Source organism: Sphingobium rhizovicinum (genome assembly GCF_042647625.1).
GTDB lineage: Bacteria > Pseudomonadota > Alphaproteobacteria > Sphingomonadales > Sphingomonadaceae > Sphingobium > Sphingobium rhizovicinum.
Window position 1 is genome coordinate 452,215 of record NZ_JBHRVU010000005.1, and the last position, 14,367, is coordinate 466,581.

Annotated in this window: 15 protein-coding genes and 1 pseudogene; 8 read left to right on the forward strand and 8 right to left on the reverse strand. The window is 63.9% G+C overall.

What is annotated here, in order from left to right:
• Positions 1-39: 39 nt before the first annotated feature.
• Positions 40-3,612 (reverse strand): hydantoinase B/oxoprolinase family protein, encoded by a 3,573-nt coding sequence (locus ACFOKF_RS20795; RefSeq protein ID WP_380798423.1) that lies wholly within the window; start codon positions 3,610-3,612, stop codon positions 40-42.
• Positions 3,613-3,698: 86 nt separating this feature from the next.
• Between ACFOKF_RS20795 and ACFOKF_RS20800 the strand changes: the two genes are divergently transcribed.
• From ACFOKF_RS20800 to ACFOKF_RS20820, 5 genes are read left to right on the forward strand one after another with little or no spacing between them, the layout of a single operon-like run.
• Entirely contained in the window at positions 3,699-4,208 is a 510-nt protein-coding gene (locus tag ACFOKF_RS20800) for a winged helix DNA-binding protein (protein ID WP_380798424.1), read from the forward strand.
• A gap of 6 nt (positions 4,209-4,214) precedes the next feature.
• On the forward strand, positions 4,215-4,883 hold the full coding sequence (locus ACFOKF_RS20805; protein WP_380798425.1) for a DUF969 domain-containing protein: 669 nt from the start codon (positions 4,215-4,217) through the stop codon (positions 4,881-4,883).
• A complete protein-coding gene (locus tag ACFOKF_RS20810) occupies positions 4,880-5,830 on the forward strand; it encodes a DUF979 domain-containing protein (RefSeq protein ID WP_380798427.1) in 951 nt (316 codons plus the stop codon). Before ACFOKF_RS20805 ends, ACFOKF_RS20810 begins: the two co-directional genes overlap by 4 nt.
• Before the next feature lie 10 nt (positions 5,831-5,840).
• The gene (locus tag ACFOKF_RS20815) at positions 5,841-6,845 is read left to right on the forward strand and encodes a DUF2891 domain-containing protein (RefSeq protein ID WP_380798429.1); all 1,005 of its coding nucleotides are present in this window, start codon (positions 5,841-5,843) and stop codon (positions 6,843-6,845) included.
• 40 nt (positions 6,846-6,885) lie between these two features.
• Entirely contained in the window at positions 6,886-7,212 is a 327-nt protein-coding gene (locus tag ACFOKF_RS20820; RefSeq protein WP_380798430.1) for a YnfA family protein, read from the forward strand.
• Between the two features lie 71 nt (positions 7,213-7,283).
• Here ACFOKF_RS20820 and ACFOKF_RS20825 read toward each other — a convergent pair whose 3' ends face one another.
• The 3 genes from ACFOKF_RS20825 to ACFOKF_RS20835 all read right to left on the reverse strand — a co-directional run bounded on the left by ACFOKF_RS20825 (position 7,284) and on the right by ACFOKF_RS20835 (position 9,058).
• Entirely contained in the window at positions 7,284-7,832 is a 549-nt protein-coding gene (locus tag ACFOKF_RS20825; protein WP_380798431.1) for a hypothetical protein, read from the reverse strand.
• 188 nt (positions 7,833-8,020) lie between these two features.
• On the reverse strand, positions 8,021-8,395 hold the full coding sequence (locus ACFOKF_RS20830) for an STAS/SEC14 domain-containing protein (RefSeq protein ID WP_380798432.1): 375 nt from the start codon (positions 8,393-8,395) through the stop codon (positions 8,021-8,023).
• A gap of 192 nt (positions 8,396-8,587) precedes the next feature.
• Positions 8,588-9,058 (reverse strand): Lrp/AsnC family transcriptional regulator, encoded by a 471-nt coding sequence (locus ACFOKF_RS20835; RefSeq protein ID WP_380798433.1) that lies wholly within the window; start codon positions 9,056-9,058, stop codon positions 8,588-8,590.
• Positions 9,059-9,173: 115 nt separating this feature from the next.
• On the opposite strand from ACFOKF_RS20835, the gene alr reads away from it, so the two are divergent.
• The 3 genes from alr to ACFOKF_RS20850 are packed head-to-tail and all read left to right on the forward strand — an operon-like array spanning position 9,174 to position 11,921.
• Positions 9,174-10,304: an alanine racemase gene (gene alr, locus ACFOKF_RS20840; RefSeq protein ID WP_380798435.1), complete on the forward strand. Its 1,131-nt coding sequence runs from the start codon at positions 9,174-9,176 to the stop codon at positions 10,302-10,304.
• Positions 10,301-11,554: a D-amino acid dehydrogenase gene (locus ACFOKF_RS20845; RefSeq protein ID WP_380798436.1), complete on the forward strand. Its 1,254-nt coding sequence runs from the start codon at positions 10,301-10,303 to the stop codon at positions 11,552-11,554. The genes alr and ACFOKF_RS20845 overlap by 4 nt, the downstream gene beginning before the upstream one ends.
• A gap of 16 nt (positions 11,555-11,570) precedes the next feature.
• Entirely contained in the window at positions 11,571-11,921 is a 351-nt protein-coding gene (locus ACFOKF_RS20850; RefSeq protein WP_380798437.1) for a RidA family protein, read from the forward strand.
• Between the two features lie 46 nt (positions 11,922-11,967).
• Here ACFOKF_RS20850 and ACFOKF_RS20855 read toward each other — a convergent pair whose 3' ends face one another.
• The 4 genes and pseudogenes from ACFOKF_RS20855 to ACFOKF_RS20870 form a co-directional block, all read right to left on the reverse strand.
• Positions 11,968-12,450: a glycosylhydrolase-like jelly roll fold domain-containing protein gene (locus tag ACFOKF_RS20855; RefSeq protein WP_380798438.1), complete on the reverse strand. Its 483-nt coding sequence runs from the start codon at positions 12,448-12,450 to the stop codon at positions 11,968-11,970.
• A 43-nt stretch (positions 12,451-12,493) separates the two neighbouring features.
• Positions 12,494-12,601, reverse strand: coding sequence for a glycosyl hydrolase (locus ACFOKF_RS20860; protein ID WP_380798439.1), 108 nt, complete (start codon positions 12,599-12,601; stop codon positions 12,494-12,496).
• Positions 12,602-12,621: 20 nt separating this feature from the next.
• Positions 12,622-13,329 (reverse strand): annotated as a pseudogene (locus ACFOKF_RS20865) (amidohydrolase family protein); the annotation flags it as partial.
• A 79-nt stretch (positions 13,330-13,408) separates the two neighbouring features.
• The gene (locus ACFOKF_RS20870; RefSeq protein WP_380798440.1) at positions 13,409-14,275 is read right to left on the reverse strand and encodes a LysR family transcriptional regulator; all 867 of its coding nucleotides are present in this window, start codon (positions 14,273-14,275) and stop codon (positions 13,409-13,411) included.
• Between the last annotated feature and the right edge of the window lie 92 nt (positions 14,276-14,367).

Below are 14,367 nucleotides of genomic sequence, written 5' to 3' on the forward strand. Positions count from 1 at the left end.
TGCGGGGTGATGGAGGCCTTCGGCTATTCAGCGCAGGCTTCAGGCGCCAAAGCCGCCTCCGCCGGGCGTTTCGATGACAAATCTGTCGCCGGCGCCCAGTTCGGCCTGATCTCGACCGGCAAGATGATCTACCCTGCCATCGGCGCGCTCAATATATTGCCGCCCGATGCGGCCGGGCGCGCCGCCGGCGAGGCCAAACGGGGCGACCGTCCTGCGCGAACTGACGATCGTCGCGGTCATCGGTTCAAGCGCGGTGACAGCCCGGATCACGCCATCGCCACCGCGATTGCGCCCATCGCCACCTGAATCCTGCCGGATCGCGAACCGATCCAGCCGAACCGGGTAGCGCATTTCCAGAATTTCCGGGTCGGTGATGCGGGTGTTGGTCATGTGCGTATGCACGCCCGATGCGCCGTCAAAGCCATCGCCCGCCCCCGCACCGCCGCAGATGGTTTCATAATATTGGTAGCGGTCGGTGCCGAACAGGAAATTGTTCATCGTGCCCTGCGACGACGCCCCCGCACCCAGCGCGCCGATCAGGGCATTGCACACCGCCTGACTGACTTCGGTATTGCCCGCCACGACTGCGGCCCCGCGCGGCGGAGAAAGGAAGCTGTTTTCGGGCAACCGGATCGACAGGGGGATGAGGCAGCCTTCATTGAGCGGCAGATCCTTCCCCACCAGACAGCGGAAGACATAGAGGACGGTTGCCCGCGTCACCGCCGGCGGCGCATTGAAATTGCCGGAATCGCTGGCGCCCGTGCCGGCAAAGTCGATGACCGCGCTGCGGCTGTCATGATCGATCGTCACGGACACTTCCAGCGGCGCCCCATCATCCATGACATAGTGGAAGCGACCATCCGACAAGGTGCTGATGACTTGTCGGATGCATTCTTCGCCATGGGCCATGACATGGCCCATATAAGCGCGGACCATATCCCATCCGCGCGCCGCAACCAGCGCGTTGAGTTCGGCAATGCCGGTTTCGTTGGCCGCCAGTTGCGCCTTGATGTCCGCCAGATTGACCTGCGGGCTGCGGGCCGGGTAGCGACCGCTGGCCAGCAGGTCCAGAAACGCCTCCTCCCGGAACGTGCCGCCATCCACCAGCAGGAAATCGTCGATGACGATGCCTTCCTCGTCAAGGCTGGAGGAGGCCGGCGGGGTGGACCCCGGCGTCAATCCGCCAATGTCCGCATGATGGCCGCGATTGGCGACGAAGAAGCGTAGCTGCGTCCCGCCCGCATCGAACACCGGGGACACCACGGTCACGTCCGGCAAATGGGTGCCGCCGTTGAAGGGGTTGTTAAGCACGATCGCATCGCCGGGGCGCAGGCTGTCCCCACGGCTGGCCAGCACGGTGCGCACGCTTTCCCCCATCGCGCCCAGATGGACGGGGACATGCGGCGCGTTGGCGATGAGATTGCCCGCTGCGTCAAACAGGGCGCAGGAAAAATCGAGCCGCTCCTTCATGTTGACGCTGCTCGACGTGTTCTGGAGCACGACGCCCATGCGATCGGCAATGCTCATGAACTGGGTGTTGAACAATTCCAGCTGCACCGGATCGCAGACGGCCGGATCCTGCGCGGGAAGTGCTGCGGCGGCAACATGGGTAAGGCGCAGTTCGCCCATATGGCCAACGACGAGCTGCCAGCCCGGATCGACAATCGTCGTGGCGATCGCCTCCCGGATGACAGCCGGGCCAGAGAGCAGATCGCCAGGGCGCAGCGCATCGCGATCATAGACGGGGACGGATGCTTCCTGATCCCCGTTCCACAAGGGCACATGCGCCATCGGCGCAAGCGCATCGCTGCGCGACGGGAAGGTCGGAGCCTCGACCGCAGGGCCGGGGAGCAGAGCCTCCACCACGATCGTTTCGATCACAATCTCGCGATCGGCATCCGCAAAGCCGTAGCGCGCCCGGTGCGCATCGCCGAAGCCGGCGCGCATCGTCGCCGCGTCCGCCAGAGGCACGGGCAGCGCCTTGTCCGTGCCGGCATAGCGCAGATAGGCGGACGCATGCCGCCCAGCGCCCTGCGCGCCGAGTTCGCGCGCCGCATCTTCCCCCAATATAGCAGCCAGATCGGCGATGGCGGCGACGCTGTGCGCATCCAGCGCCTGCTCGACCGACTGCTGCCGCATCGCCACCCTGTCCGCCAGACCCATGCCATAGGCCGACAGCACGCCGGCCAGCGGATGGATCATGATGGTCCGCATGCCCAGTGTTTCGGCGACCTTGCAGGCATGCTGTCCCCCCGCGCCGCCAAAGCTTTGCAGCGTGAAGTCGGTCACATCCTCGCCCCGTTCCAGAACGACGCGCTTGATGGCGGCGGCCATGTGCGCGACGGCGATCGTCAGAAAGCCTTCGGCCACGCGCTGCGGCGTCTGGGCAAGCCCGGTCTGCGCCGCGATCCGGGCGGCGAGATTCGCGAACTTCGTTTCGACGATGGCCCGGTCCAGTGGCTGATCGCCGTCAGGACCGAACAGGGCGGGAAACAGATCGGGCTGAATCCGCCCGAGCAGGACATTGGCGTCGGTGACGGTCAGCGGGCCGCCGCGTCGGTAACAGGCGGGGCCTGGATTGGCCCCGGCGCTTTCTGGCCCGACCCGCAAGCGCGCATCTTCATAGCTGAGCACCGATCCGCCGCCTGCCGCCACGGTATCGATCGCCATCATCGGCACGCGCATTTCGACGCCGGCAATCTGCGCGTCGAACACGCGGTCAAACTGGCCGGCATAGAGGACGACGTCAGTCGATGTGCCGCCCATGTCGAAGCCGACAATCCGTTCAAAGCCGGCGGCCTCCCCGGTGCGCGCGGCCGCCACGACCCCGCCGGCGGGGCCGGACAGAATGGCGTCCTTCCCCTGGAAATTCCTGGCCTGCGTAAGCCCTCCGTTGGACTGCATGAATTCCAGCGGCGTATCCCCCAGCGCGCCCGCGACCTGATCGACATAGCGGCGCAGGACCGGCGAAAGATAGGCGTCGACAACACTGGTGCGGCCGCGCGCAACCAGACCGGCCAGCGGACTGACGGCATGGCTGGCGGAGACCTGCGTGAAGCCGGCCTGACGGGCGAGCGCGGCGACCCGCTGTTCGGTCGCGGGAAAGGCCCAGGCATGCGCCAGCACAATCGCAACGGCTTCAAAGCCGTCCTGCCGATAGGCCGCCAGCATGGCAGCGACGGCCGCCTCGCCAAGATCAGACACCGGGTGGCCCGCAGCGTCGATGCGCCCGCCAACTTCCTCAACCGCGTCATAGAGCGGCGAAGGAAGCCGGATGTCGAGCGCAAACAGATCGGGACGGGTCTGGTTGCCGATCCGGAGCAGGTCGGCAAATCCGCTGTCCACCAGCAGCAGGGTCCGTGCGCCCTTGCGCTCCAGCAGCGCATTGGTGGCGACCGTGGTGCCCATCTTGACCGAATGGATGAGGCCATGGGGCAGCGGCTGATCGTCGGTCAGGGACAGGATATTGCGGATGCCGGCGATCGCCGCATCCGCATAGCGTTCGGGATTTTCGCTCAGCAACTTGGCGCTGCGCAGATCGCCTTCAGGAGCGCGCGCCACAATATCGGTGAATGTGCCGCCACGATCCACCCAAAATTGCCACCCGGCCATCTGTCGCTCCAAATTATCAATAAATTGTCGACATAATATAGACAGATTGCTACCCAATGATCCAGCAGCTTCGCAAGGAGTGGAAAATGGGTGAACAAAGGCGAGCCATTGTTTCTTCGGCCCATCTGGCCGATGGCGCCGCCCCGGCTCTGTCTGAACTGGAATTCAGCCTGACCCTCGCTGCGACCGCCTATCAACGCTGGCTGGGCCGATGCGCGCAGGCCGCCGGCATGTCGCTGTCCCCGCTGGAAGTCCTGATCCTCCATTCGGTGCGCCATCGCGACCGGGCCAAGCGGCTGGGCGACATCGCGCTGGTGCTGGACATAGAGGATACGCATCTGGCGACCTATGCGCTGCGCAAACTGGAAAAATCGGGGCTGGTCGCAACACGACGCGAAGGCAAGGAAAAGCTGATCGAAGCGACGGCCGCCGGCCGCGAATTTTGCGACGCTTATCGGATCATCCGCGAAAGGCTTCTGGCGACCCCATTGGCGGCCGATGGGCCGGCGGAAACGGCGCTGTCCGAAGCAGCGGACCTGCTGCGCCGGATTTCGGGCCAGTATAATCAGGCGGCACGCGCCGCCGCGACGCTGTAGGCCGCCATGCTGGTCCTGTGCGGCATCGTCGTTCTGGTCGTGGGCTTTGCCCTTCGGCTCAATCCGATGCTGGTCGTGACGGTCGCGGCCTTTTCCAGCGCGCTGGCGGCCGGGTTCAACCCGATCGAGATTGTCGAGATGATCGGCAAATCCTTTGTCGATGCCCGTTTCATGTCGGTGCAATGGCTGGCCCTGCCGATGATCGGCCTGCTGGAGCGGGCGGGGCTGCGGGAACAGGCGCGGGCGATGATCCAGAGGCTGCGCAAGGCGACCGCCGGGCGCGTGCTGCTGGGCTATTTCGCTTTCCGCCAGCTGACCGCGGCGCTGGGCCTGATGTCGCTGGGCGGCGCGGCGCAGATGGTTCGACCGATCGTCGCCCCCATGGCCGAAGGCGCCGCCGAGCGGGATGCGACCGACGGACTGAGCGACGACAATCGCGAACTGGTGCGCGCCCATGCCGCCGCCGCCGACAATGTGGGCGCCTTCTTTGGCGAAGATGTGTTCATCGCCATCGGATCCATCCTGCTGATCCGGGCGGTGATGGAGCAGAACGGGATCACCGTCGCGCCGCTCCATGTTGCGCTCTGGTCGATACCGACCGCGCTGGCCGCCTTTGCCATCCACGGCGCGCGCCTGTTGTGGATTGATCGTCGTCTTCGGGCAGGCCGGGCATGATCGGCCTTGATTTTCTGGGGATTGTCGCGGGACTTCTGCCTGCCGGCGTCGCCCTTCACCATATCATCACCCGCAGGGACGCCGCGCGATGGCGCAGCGCCGCCTTCTGGGCCGCCTTCGCCGTGACGCTGGCGATCGGGCCATGGCTGCCCGATCTGGTGAACGGATTGCTGGTCCTGGGCATGGTTGCCCTCGCGGCGATGGGCCTTAAACCCCAGCCCGTCGCATCGAGCGACGAGGCGCACAAGCTGCGCAGCGCAGCGCGCCTTGGCTGGCGGCTGCTTCTGCCGGCGCTTTGCATCCCCACGATCACGCTCGCGGGCACATTGCTGATGCCCGACGGCCGGCTGGCGGGCAGGCCGATCATCGACCCCAAACAGGTGACATTAGTCTGGCTGGCGGTCGCGACACTGATTTCGATCGGCTTTGCTGCTGGGCTGACGCGGGCGCCGCGATCGGCACCGGCGGCCGAAGCCCGCCGCCTGAGCGACACGATCGGCTGGGCAATGGCGCTGCCGCAGATGCTGGCCGCTCTCGGCGGCATCTTTGCGCTGGCGGGCGTGGGCAAGATGGTGGCGACCGGCATCACGTCGACATTGCCGCTCGACGCACGGTTCATGGCGGTGATAGCCTATTGCGTCGGCATGGCGCTGTTCACCATCATCATGGGCAATGCCTTCGCCGCCTTCCCGATCATGACGGTGGGCATCGCCATTCCGATACTGATCCATCAATTTGGCGGCAATCCGCCGACAATCGTTGCGCTGGGCATGTTGTCAGGATTTTGCGGCACGCTGCTCACGCCGATGGCGGCCAATTTCAACATCGTGCCGGCCGCCCTGCTGGAACTGCGCGATCGCCATGGCGTGATCCGCGCACAGGCCCCCACCGCCTTCATCATTCTCTGCTTCAACATCATCGCCATGGCGTGGTGCGCCTTTCCATGAAGGATTTCCAATGGCCAATATTCTGACCCCCGATCAGGCCGGCGCGTTCGCCCACATCGCCATGGGCCATGTCACCCGCGAATATCCGCACAAGGCCGACCATGTGATGGACAGCGATGCGGACGCCTATATCCCGCGGCAGGTGCATCCGATCTTCCATGGCAGTTACGACTGGCATAGCTGCGTCCATGGCTATTGGCTGCTGGCCCGCGTCCGCCGTCTTTTCCCCGACATTGCGGAGAGCCGCGCAATTGACGATCTTTTCGCGTCGATGCTGACGCCCGAAAAGGTCGCTGCGGAGCGCGCCTATCTGACCCGCAGCTGGGCGCGCACCTTTGAGCGCCCCTATGGCTGGGGCTGGTTGCTGATGCTGGCCAGCGAACTGACGCGGGGCGACAATCCCCATGCCGCGACGCTTGCGCCTTTGGCGCAGGATTTCCGCAATCTGTTCATGGCCTATCTGCCTGCGCTGACCTATCCCCTGCGCGTCGGCAATCACGCCAATACCGCCTTCGCGCTGATATTGGCGCAGATTTATGGGCAGACGCATGACGACCAGCCCTTGCTCGACCTGCTGGAGCAGCGCGCGTTGCACTGGTATGGCACGGACAAGGTGGTGCAGACCTGGGAGCCGGGGGGCGAGGATTTCCTATCCCCGGTGCTGACCGAGGCCTGCGCCATGGCCCACATTCTGCCGCGCGAGACGTTCCAGCCATGGCTGGCCCATTTTCTGTCGGAACTGCCCCAGCGCGCGCCGGCGGAACTGTTCGTTCCCGCCCATGTCAGCGATGAAAGCGACGGCAGGATCGCCCATCTCAACGGCCTCAATCTGAGCCGGGCATGGACCATGCGCGAGATTGCGGGGCAATATGAGGATGAAGCAACCCGCCGCGTCCTGCTGGAATCCGCGCAATCCCATATCGACGCATCGATCGGCGCGGTGTCGGGCGATTATATGGGGGAACATTGGCTTGCCAGCTTCGCCCTGCTGGCCATGACGGCCGGGACGCAATGAGCCTGTTCCATCCGCCTATATCCTGTCTATGACGGGACCGATGCCTGCACTCTTCATCTACCTCGCCGCAGCCCTTGCCGAAATAGCCGGCTGCTTCGCCTTCTGGGCATGGCTGCGCATGGATCGTTCGCCGCTCTGGCTGCTGCCGGGCGGCGTATCGCTGGCCCTGTTCGCCTGGCTGCTGACCCTGGTCGACAGCGATCAGGCCGGACGCGCCTATGCGGCCTATGGCGGCATCTATATCCTGTCGGCGCTGTTGTGGCTGTGGGGCGCGGAAGGGGTGCGTCCCGATCGCTGGGATTTGATGGGCGTCGCGCTCTGTCTGGTTGGCGCGGCCGTCATCCTCTACGCCCCGCATCGCGCCTGAACCCTGAACAAAGAAAAGGCCGCGCCGGAGCCCCCACTCCGCGCAGCCTCTTGCAAAGATGTGACGGCTGTTCAGTTCGCCTTGGACATATCCACCTTTTCCACCCATTCGGGGTAGAAGGTCGGCTCTCGATTGGACCAGCCCACCGCCGTGGCCGCCGCTTCGCTGATCGACTGAAGCAGCGCGCGCCTCTTTTCGGGGTGAAGGTGCGGCAGGCTCGCCGCCGCGCAGAAGGCGCCGGGCAACCATGGCCGCGCGCCAGCGCCCAGCAGACGCTCATAGAGGAAGCGATAGGCCGAAAAGCTGCCCAGCCGATCCTGTCCCAGATCGAAGGCGGAAATGGTAACGAGCGGCGCCATGAACGGCTCCACCTGCTCCAGGCCGCTATCGTCGGGCACGCGCATCTTGATTTCGTCCAGCCGGCCATAGATGCGCGCCTGCGCGCGGATCGAGGCTTCCTCCACCATGTCGCGCGACCACAGCTTCATCGCGTCGCGGCGATGCAGTCCGATGTCGAGCGAACGTCTGATGTACCGCTGCGTGGCAGACGGGAAGCTGGCGAATTCACGCAGTTCCGCCAGGGTGACAGCCCCATCCGCCGGTCTTGCACTCGTGCCCATGTTCAAGCCCTCCGACTCTCAGTCGCAGGGTGGATCATGCGCCCCTCATGGTTACTGAAGGCTTAAGCGCCTGTTCCACCGCTGTTCAGCCAAGGGATCAGATTTCGTTGTGCAGCGCAACATGAAAATTTCGTGACTACGACAAACGGAGGATTGCGCACGCAATCTCTGCAGGAGATCGCCTCTTCCTAAGCCCGCTCACCATCGCCGTTCAGCAGCCATTGCAGCGCCGGTTCCGCCGCTTCGAAGATGCGCAGATAGGGTTGCGTCATTTCCCGCCGCACCTGCATCTTGGCAATGACGCTGGGGGTGACGATGGCAATGCGCGAAGCGCGGGGGAATTTCCCCTCTCCCAGATGTTCGCGAAATGCGGCCACCGCATCCTTCGGCTGGACCGCGCTATGGCTCATGTCCATGCGCAGCAGATAGCCGGGCGAAAATCCTTCCGCCGCGAATCGCGCCTTCGCCTCGCGCGCATAAGCCGCCACCGCATCGCTGCTGAACAGGCCATGCCAGGCAATGTCCAACAGGTTGATGTCGTGGCGAAACCGGATTTCATACATGCCACATCTCCACGGCCCCCTCATGCCGTGCGGATGTTACCGAAAGATTAGGATTATTCCGGCGCAGCGCATGAGACAGCAGAAACCCGGAACCCCTTATCGCCCCAGCGGTTGCATCGCCGCGTCGCTCAAGCGCCTCGCAATGCCTGCCAGACAGGCGGCCCCCGTCTGCGCCCTGCCCTTTACCCCCCGTCACCTCTTGGTTGAACGGCGCGGCCGCAACGCGTCCCGCATTGAGATGCTGGAGTTCAGCCGGGTTACGCCAGGCAGACGGGACAGAATTTCGCCATGGATAACTTCATAGGCGGCGACGCTGTCGGCCTGCACCCGCAACCAATAGTCGACCGCCCCGGTCATCAGGAAACATTCGCGAATTTCAGGGCACTGCCGCACGGCATGCTCAAACCGCACCAGATAATCCTCCGTCTGGCGATCCAGCGTCACCTGTACGACGACATCCACCGACTTTGCATCATGATCGATCAGGCCGGTCACGACCGTATAGCCGCGGATGATGCCGGCATCCTCCAATATACGGATGCGGCGATGGCAAGCCGATGGCGACAATCCCACCTCCGCCGCGATTTCCGAATTGGGCCGACGCGCATTGAGCCGCAACAGCCGCAATATCGCCCGGTCCGTCGCATCAATCGTATCGCTCATCGTTCGATTCAACTCGCAGGATATTTCTATAATCATATCATATTGAAATAATCTGCGGTCGATTGCGAATAGTTTTTGGCGATATTTGGATATCATGCGGGTCAGGAGAAATGCCATGTCCTTGCGTGATACTGCCGGCGCGGTGCTTGAGATTGATCTCGATGCTCTGGCTGAAAACTACCGGATCATAAGCCGGCAGGCTGGCCCGGCACAGGTGGCCGGCGTGATCAAGGCCGATGGCTATGGCCTGGGGGCGAAGCTGGTGGCGGAAACGCTGCTGGCGCAGGGATGCCGGCGCTTTTTCGTCGCCTTGCTGGCGGAGGCGGCATCGTTGCGCCCCGCCCTGCCCGATAACGCCGACATCTTCATCCTCAACGGCCTGCAACCCGGCGCCGAGCAGGAATGTGCGGACATCGGCGCCATCCCCGTGCTGAATTCGCTTAGCCAGCTGGATCGTTGGGCGACCATGGCGAGCAGGCTGGGCCGCCATCTGCCGGCCGCCCTTCAGGTCGACACCGGCATGTCGCGGCTGGGATTTCCAGCTTCCGAAATCGCTACCCTGATTGCGCAACCCGACCGCCTGAAAGGGATAAGGCTGCTGCTGATCATGAGCCATCTGGCCAGCGCCGACGACCCCGACGCGGGCATCAACGTGCAGCAACTGGGCACTTTCCAGACTTTGACGCAGCATTTCCCCGATGTGCCCAGGTCGCTTGACAATAGTGCCGGCAGCTTCCTGCCGCGCGCGCATTTCGACCTCGTCCGCGCCGGCATTGCGCTATATGGCGGCAACCCCGGCCGCGGTTCCAATCCGATGCGTCCGGTCGTATCGCTGGAAGCCCGGATCACGCAGTTACGGACCGTCCCGGCCGGCACCGGCGTGGGCTATGAGCTGTCGCATCATTGCCAGGAGCCGTCCCACATCGCCACGATCCCGGTGGGCTATGCCGACGGCTGGCCCCGCTGTCTGGGCAATCGGGGCAGTGCCTTCATCAGGGATATGCGCGTTCCGATCATCGGCCGCGTGTCGATGGACAGCATGACGCTGGACGTCACCCATGTTCCGGACAGCCTGCTCTATCCCGGTGCGCCGGTCGAACTGATCGGTCCGCATCAGAGCATCGATGCGGTCGCCGCGGACGCAGGAACGATTGCCTATGAAATTCTGACACAATTGGGCGGCCGCTATTTCCGCATGGTCAAGCCGGCGCAGCCAACAGCGATCAAGCGGAGCATGACGGCATGAAAGTGGTGATATTGGGCAGCGGCGTGATCGGCGTCACATCCGCTTGGTATCTGGCCCAGAGCGGCCATGACGTGACCGTGATCGATCGGCAGTCCGGGCCTGCGCTCGAAACCAGCTTCGCCAACGCCGGGGAGATTTCGCCCGGCTATGCATCCCCCTGGGCGGCGCCGGGCATCCCGATGAAAGCGTTGCGATGGCTGTTCATGAAACATGCGCCGCTGATCCTGCGCCCGCAGGTGGACGGCGCAATGCTGCGCTGGATCGGCGCGATGCTGGGCAATTGCAATGCCCGATCCTATGCGATCAACAAGAGCCGGATGGTGCGGCTGGCGGAATTCAGCCGTGACCGGCTGATCGATCTGCGACAGGAGACCGGCATTGCCTATGACGAACGCAGCCAGGGCACGTTGCAATTGTTCCGCGAACAAAAGCAGATGGATGGCGTGGCCAAGGATGTCGCCGTGCTCAAGGCCGACGGCGTTCCTTTCGAACTGCTCGATGCTGCGGGCTGCATGGCCGCCGAGCCGGGACTGGCGCAAAGCGATGTGCCGATCGTCGGCGGCCTGCGCCTGCCCAATGACGAAACGGGCGATTGCTTCAAATTCACCAACGCGCTGGCCGACATGTGCAAGACCAGGGGCATCCGCTTTCTGAACGGGACTAGCATTCAGCGCCTGACTGTCGAAGGCGGTCGGATCGCCTCCGTCGTCACCGATGCCGGCGTCATGCAGGCGGATGCCTTCATCGTCGCGCTGGGCAGCTATTCGCCGCTTTTGCTTGCGCCGCTGGGCATCCGGTTGCCGGTCTATCCGGTCAAGGGATATTCCATCACGGTGCCGATCGTGGAGGAAATGAGGGCGCCGGTATCCACGCTGCTCGATGAAAGCTACAAGGTCGCGATCACCCGACTGGGCGATCGCATCCGGGTTGGCGGCATGGCCGAACTGTCAGGCTATTCCAAAGGCCTGCCCCAGGCGCGGCGGGATACGCTGGAATATTCCGTCAGTTCCCTGTTTCCCGGCGCCGGGGATGTCGGCAAGGCGAGTTTCTGGTCCGGTTTGCGCCCGATGACGCCCGACAGCACGCCGGTCATCGGCCCGACGGCCATTCCCAACCTGTTCATCAACAGCGGCCACGGCACATTGGGATGGACCATGGCCTGCGGATCAGGACATGTGATTGCCGATATTGTCAGCGGCCGCCAGCCCGCTATCGAAAGCGCCGACCTCGCCATCAGCCGTTACCACTGACAAAAAGGAGCAAGATATGAGCATTACCCGTATAGATCGCGGCCCGCGCATGAGCGAAGCCGTCATTCATGGCGACACCATCTATCTGGCAGGCCAGATTGGCGCGCCCGGCGAAAGCGTGACCGAGCAGACCAAGGCCGTGCTGGCGGAAATCGAGGCGCTGCTCGAACGGACCGGCAGCAGCAAGAACCATATGCTGATGGCTCAGATCTGGCTCGCCGACATGGCGGACTTCGCCGAAATGAACGTCGTCTGGGACGCGTGGATCGCCGATTGCGAAGCCCCCGCTCGCGCGACCGGCGAAGCGAAACTCGCCAGCCCGGACTATAAGGTCGAAATCATCGTCACGGCAGCCAAGGCGGCCTAACGCAAGGCGGGCGATCTTATCCGGCGCCCGCCTTTCAGCGCATCCTTCAGTTCGCCAGCAGCGTTACCGCGCCGATCAGCCCCGACGGGCGCAACGGCGCATCGGGGCGATAGGTCGGGACAGCGGTGAACGTCACCCTTTCCGCGCCGGCTTGCTGATCGCCGATCAGGCGATTGACCCATAGATTGGCAATCTTCACCTCGATCGCGTTGCGGCCCGGCTTCACCAGCTTGCCCACATCGATCCGATAGGGCGCGAACCAGTTGGCGCCCGCCAGATGCCCGTTGACCCGCACGTCCGCGACATCGCCGATCCTGCCCAGATCCAGCCAGAGCGGTGCGCCTGGCTTCGCGCTGCCGGGCAGGGCGAAACTGCTGCTATAGATCGCCTCGCCAGAGAAATAGCGCACGCGCGGATCGCTGTTGCTGTCGGGCGGCGCCATGGATTTCATCGCGATTTCCGCAGGCGCATTGACCCAGGGACCGCCCGTTTCGCTCCAGCCCGGCGAGGCTGCGATGGCGAAATGCATCCTTCCAGCCGTGCGACATATAGGGCAGGCATTCCTTGACGATCTACGGCGTCATCAGGCTGGCGTCGAAATTCTGCACGCCGCCAATGCCCATCCGCGCCATCCGGTCGAGATCCCTGTCCATCCCCTCCTTCGTCACCTTGCCGTTCATCCAGTGCCACCAGACGCGCGGCGCGCACCCGCTTCGAGCGCAAGATGGATGGCGCGCGGGGTATAGGCATGGGTGGCGATCCACTGGCCCGCCTCTTTCGCCGCCTCCCCGGCTGCAATCATCTCTGCATCGGTGTAGAGAATATCCTGCGACGATCCCGGCTTGAGCGCATCCTCGCCGGAAATGACCAGCTTGAGCGACTGGACGCCCTGCGCCGTGCAGTAGGCGACGAACGCGCGCATCGCTTCAGGCCCCCGCCCGTTGAACACATCGCCGGTTTCGACCCCTTCCTCCCCTTCCGGACTGCGTTCCAGCGTGGAGGGCACCAGACGCGGGCCTGGCGTTTCGCCCGCTGCGATCGCACGGGCCAGTTCAGGTTCAATCTGATCGCCCAGAGCCCCCGCCGAATAAAGGCTGGTATAGCCATGGTCGAGCAGCACCCCCGCATTGCGCCAGGCGGCGACCTTCAGCTCTTCGGGGGGCAGGATGAACTGATGATAGATTTTCGCGACCGAGCTGCCCCAGGTCAGATGGGTGTGCGCATCCACCATGCCGGGCATGAGCGTGGCCCCATGACCGTCGATCACTTCATCGCCCTCAACCGCGTCGATCGCGTCGTCCTGACACAGGATCTGCGCGATCCGATCACCCTCGATCAGCACGGCGCCAGCGAAAGGCGGACTGCCGGTGCCGTCGAAAATCACGATATTGCGGATCAGCTGCCGCACGAGGGCTCTTCCGAAGTCTCTTGTTAGCCTCCTTGCGCGATGCTTTTATCCATATGAATAATAATGACTTTTTTGATCATCATAGTCCTGAACCATGGATAAGCATGTCCAGCAGCGATTTTCCCAACAAAGACAAGCGTGCGTCCTTCAATTTGCGGATGCCGATGCTGCGCTGGAATGTTGCTTCGCGGATGCCGATCGCCCGCAATACGCCGATCGACAGTTCCGCCGCCGCCACCCTCATCGGCAAAATGGTCAGCCGGTTGCTGCCGCGGACCATCGCCTTGGTCGTCAGCAACGAATCGCATCGGATCACATCCTGCGGCACTGGCACGCCCGCCGCCATGAACAGGGCGTCGATCTGCCGACGGAAGGCGCCGCGCGCTTCCGGCAACACCCAGCGTTTGGCCATCATGTCGCGCAGCGACAACTCGGCGGGCAGATGATCATTGCGTCGCCCCACGACCAGCGCGAACGGATCCTGCGCAAAGGTGATTTCCTCAATCCCCTCGGGCGGCTCCTCCAGTCCGGTGGTGACGAAAGCCAGTTCGATCTCGCCACGATACAGCATGTCGGCCAGATCCTGGTCAGGCCGCTCCACCGCATACAGCGCGAAATGACCCATCCTGTCCTCCAGCCGGCGCACCGCTTCGGACAGAAGGCTGACGAGCGCGCCGGGGGTTCCGCCGATCCGCAGCGGCCCGGCCACGCCAATGCGGGCCAGCCGCAACTCCTCTTCGGCATCGCGGATCAGATTGTTCATCGCTTCGGCCCGGCGCAGCAGCACCTGTCCCTCCGGCGTCAGGCTGAAGCCGGTGCGCGACCGGCCGAACAGCGCCGTGCCGACGGATTGTTCCAACTGGACAATCGCATTGGAAACGGAGGGCTGGGAAATGTTGAGCAGCCGCGCGCCGCCGCTGATCGAATTGGCGCGGCAAACAGCCAAGAAGGTTTTACAACAGCCGGGGATCAATCATGTCCCCTGCATAGCCCGGTCCGGTTCAGGCGCAACAGATAGGCCCGCCCCGGCGACCGCGA

Excerpts from the sequence above, each read along its gene's own strand:
- ACFOKF_RS20835 (WP_380798433.1), bottom strand. The coding sequence starts at position 9,058 with ATGAGCGATACGATTGATGCGACGGACCGGGCGATATTGCGGCTGTTG.
- ACFOKF_RS20845 (WP_380798436.1), top strand. The coding sequence starts at position 10,301 with ATGAAAGTGGTGATATTGGGCAGCGGCGTGATCGGCGTCACATCCGCT.
- ACFOKF_RS20805 (WP_380798425.1), top strand. The coding sequence starts at position 4,215 with ATGCTGGTCCTGTGCGGCATCGTCGTTCTGGTCGTGGGCTTTGCCCTT.
- alr (WP_380798435.1), top strand. The coding sequence starts at position 9,174 with ATGTCCTTGCGTGATACTGCCGGCGCGGTGCTTGAGATTGATCTCGAT.
- ACFOKF_RS20860 (WP_380798439.1), bottom strand. The coding sequence starts at position 12,601 with ATGAACGGCAAGGTGACGAAGGAGGGGATGGACAGGGATCTCGACCGG.
- ACFOKF_RS20795 (WP_380798423.1), bottom strand. The coding sequence starts at position 3,612 with ATGGCCGGGTGGCAATTTTGGGTGGATCGTGGCGGCACATTCACCGAT.
- ACFOKF_RS20855 (WP_380798438.1), bottom strand. The coding sequence starts at position 12,450 with ATGCATTTCGCCATCGCAGCCTCGCCGGGCTGGAGCGAAACGGGCGGT.
- ACFOKF_RS20850 (WP_380798437.1), top strand. The coding sequence starts at position 11,571 with ATGAGCATTACCCGTATAGATCGCGGCCCGCGCATGAGCGAAGCCGTC.
- ACFOKF_RS20820 (WP_380798430.1), top strand. The coding sequence starts at position 6,886 with ATGCCTGCACTCTTCATCTACCTCGCCGCAGCCCTTGCCGAAATAGCC.
- ACFOKF_RS20825 (WP_380798431.1), bottom strand. The coding sequence starts at position 7,832 with ATGGGCACGAGTGCAAGACCGGCGGATGGGGCTGTCACCCTGGCGGAA.
- ACFOKF_RS20815 (WP_380798429.1), top strand. The coding sequence starts at position 5,841 with ATGGCCAATATTCTGACCCCCGATCAGGCCGGCGCGTTCGCCCACATC.
- ACFOKF_RS20830 (WP_380798432.1), bottom strand. The coding sequence starts at position 8,395 with ATGTATGAAATCCGGTTTCGCCACGACATCAACCTGTTGGACATTGCC.
- ACFOKF_RS20800 (WP_380798424.1), top strand. The coding sequence starts at position 3,699 with ATGGGTGAACAAAGGCGAGCCATTGTTTCTTCGGCCCATCTGGCCGAT.
- ACFOKF_RS20810 (WP_380798427.1), top strand. The coding sequence starts at position 4,880 with ATGATCGGCCTTGATTTTCTGGGGATTGTCGCGGGACTTCTGCCTGCC.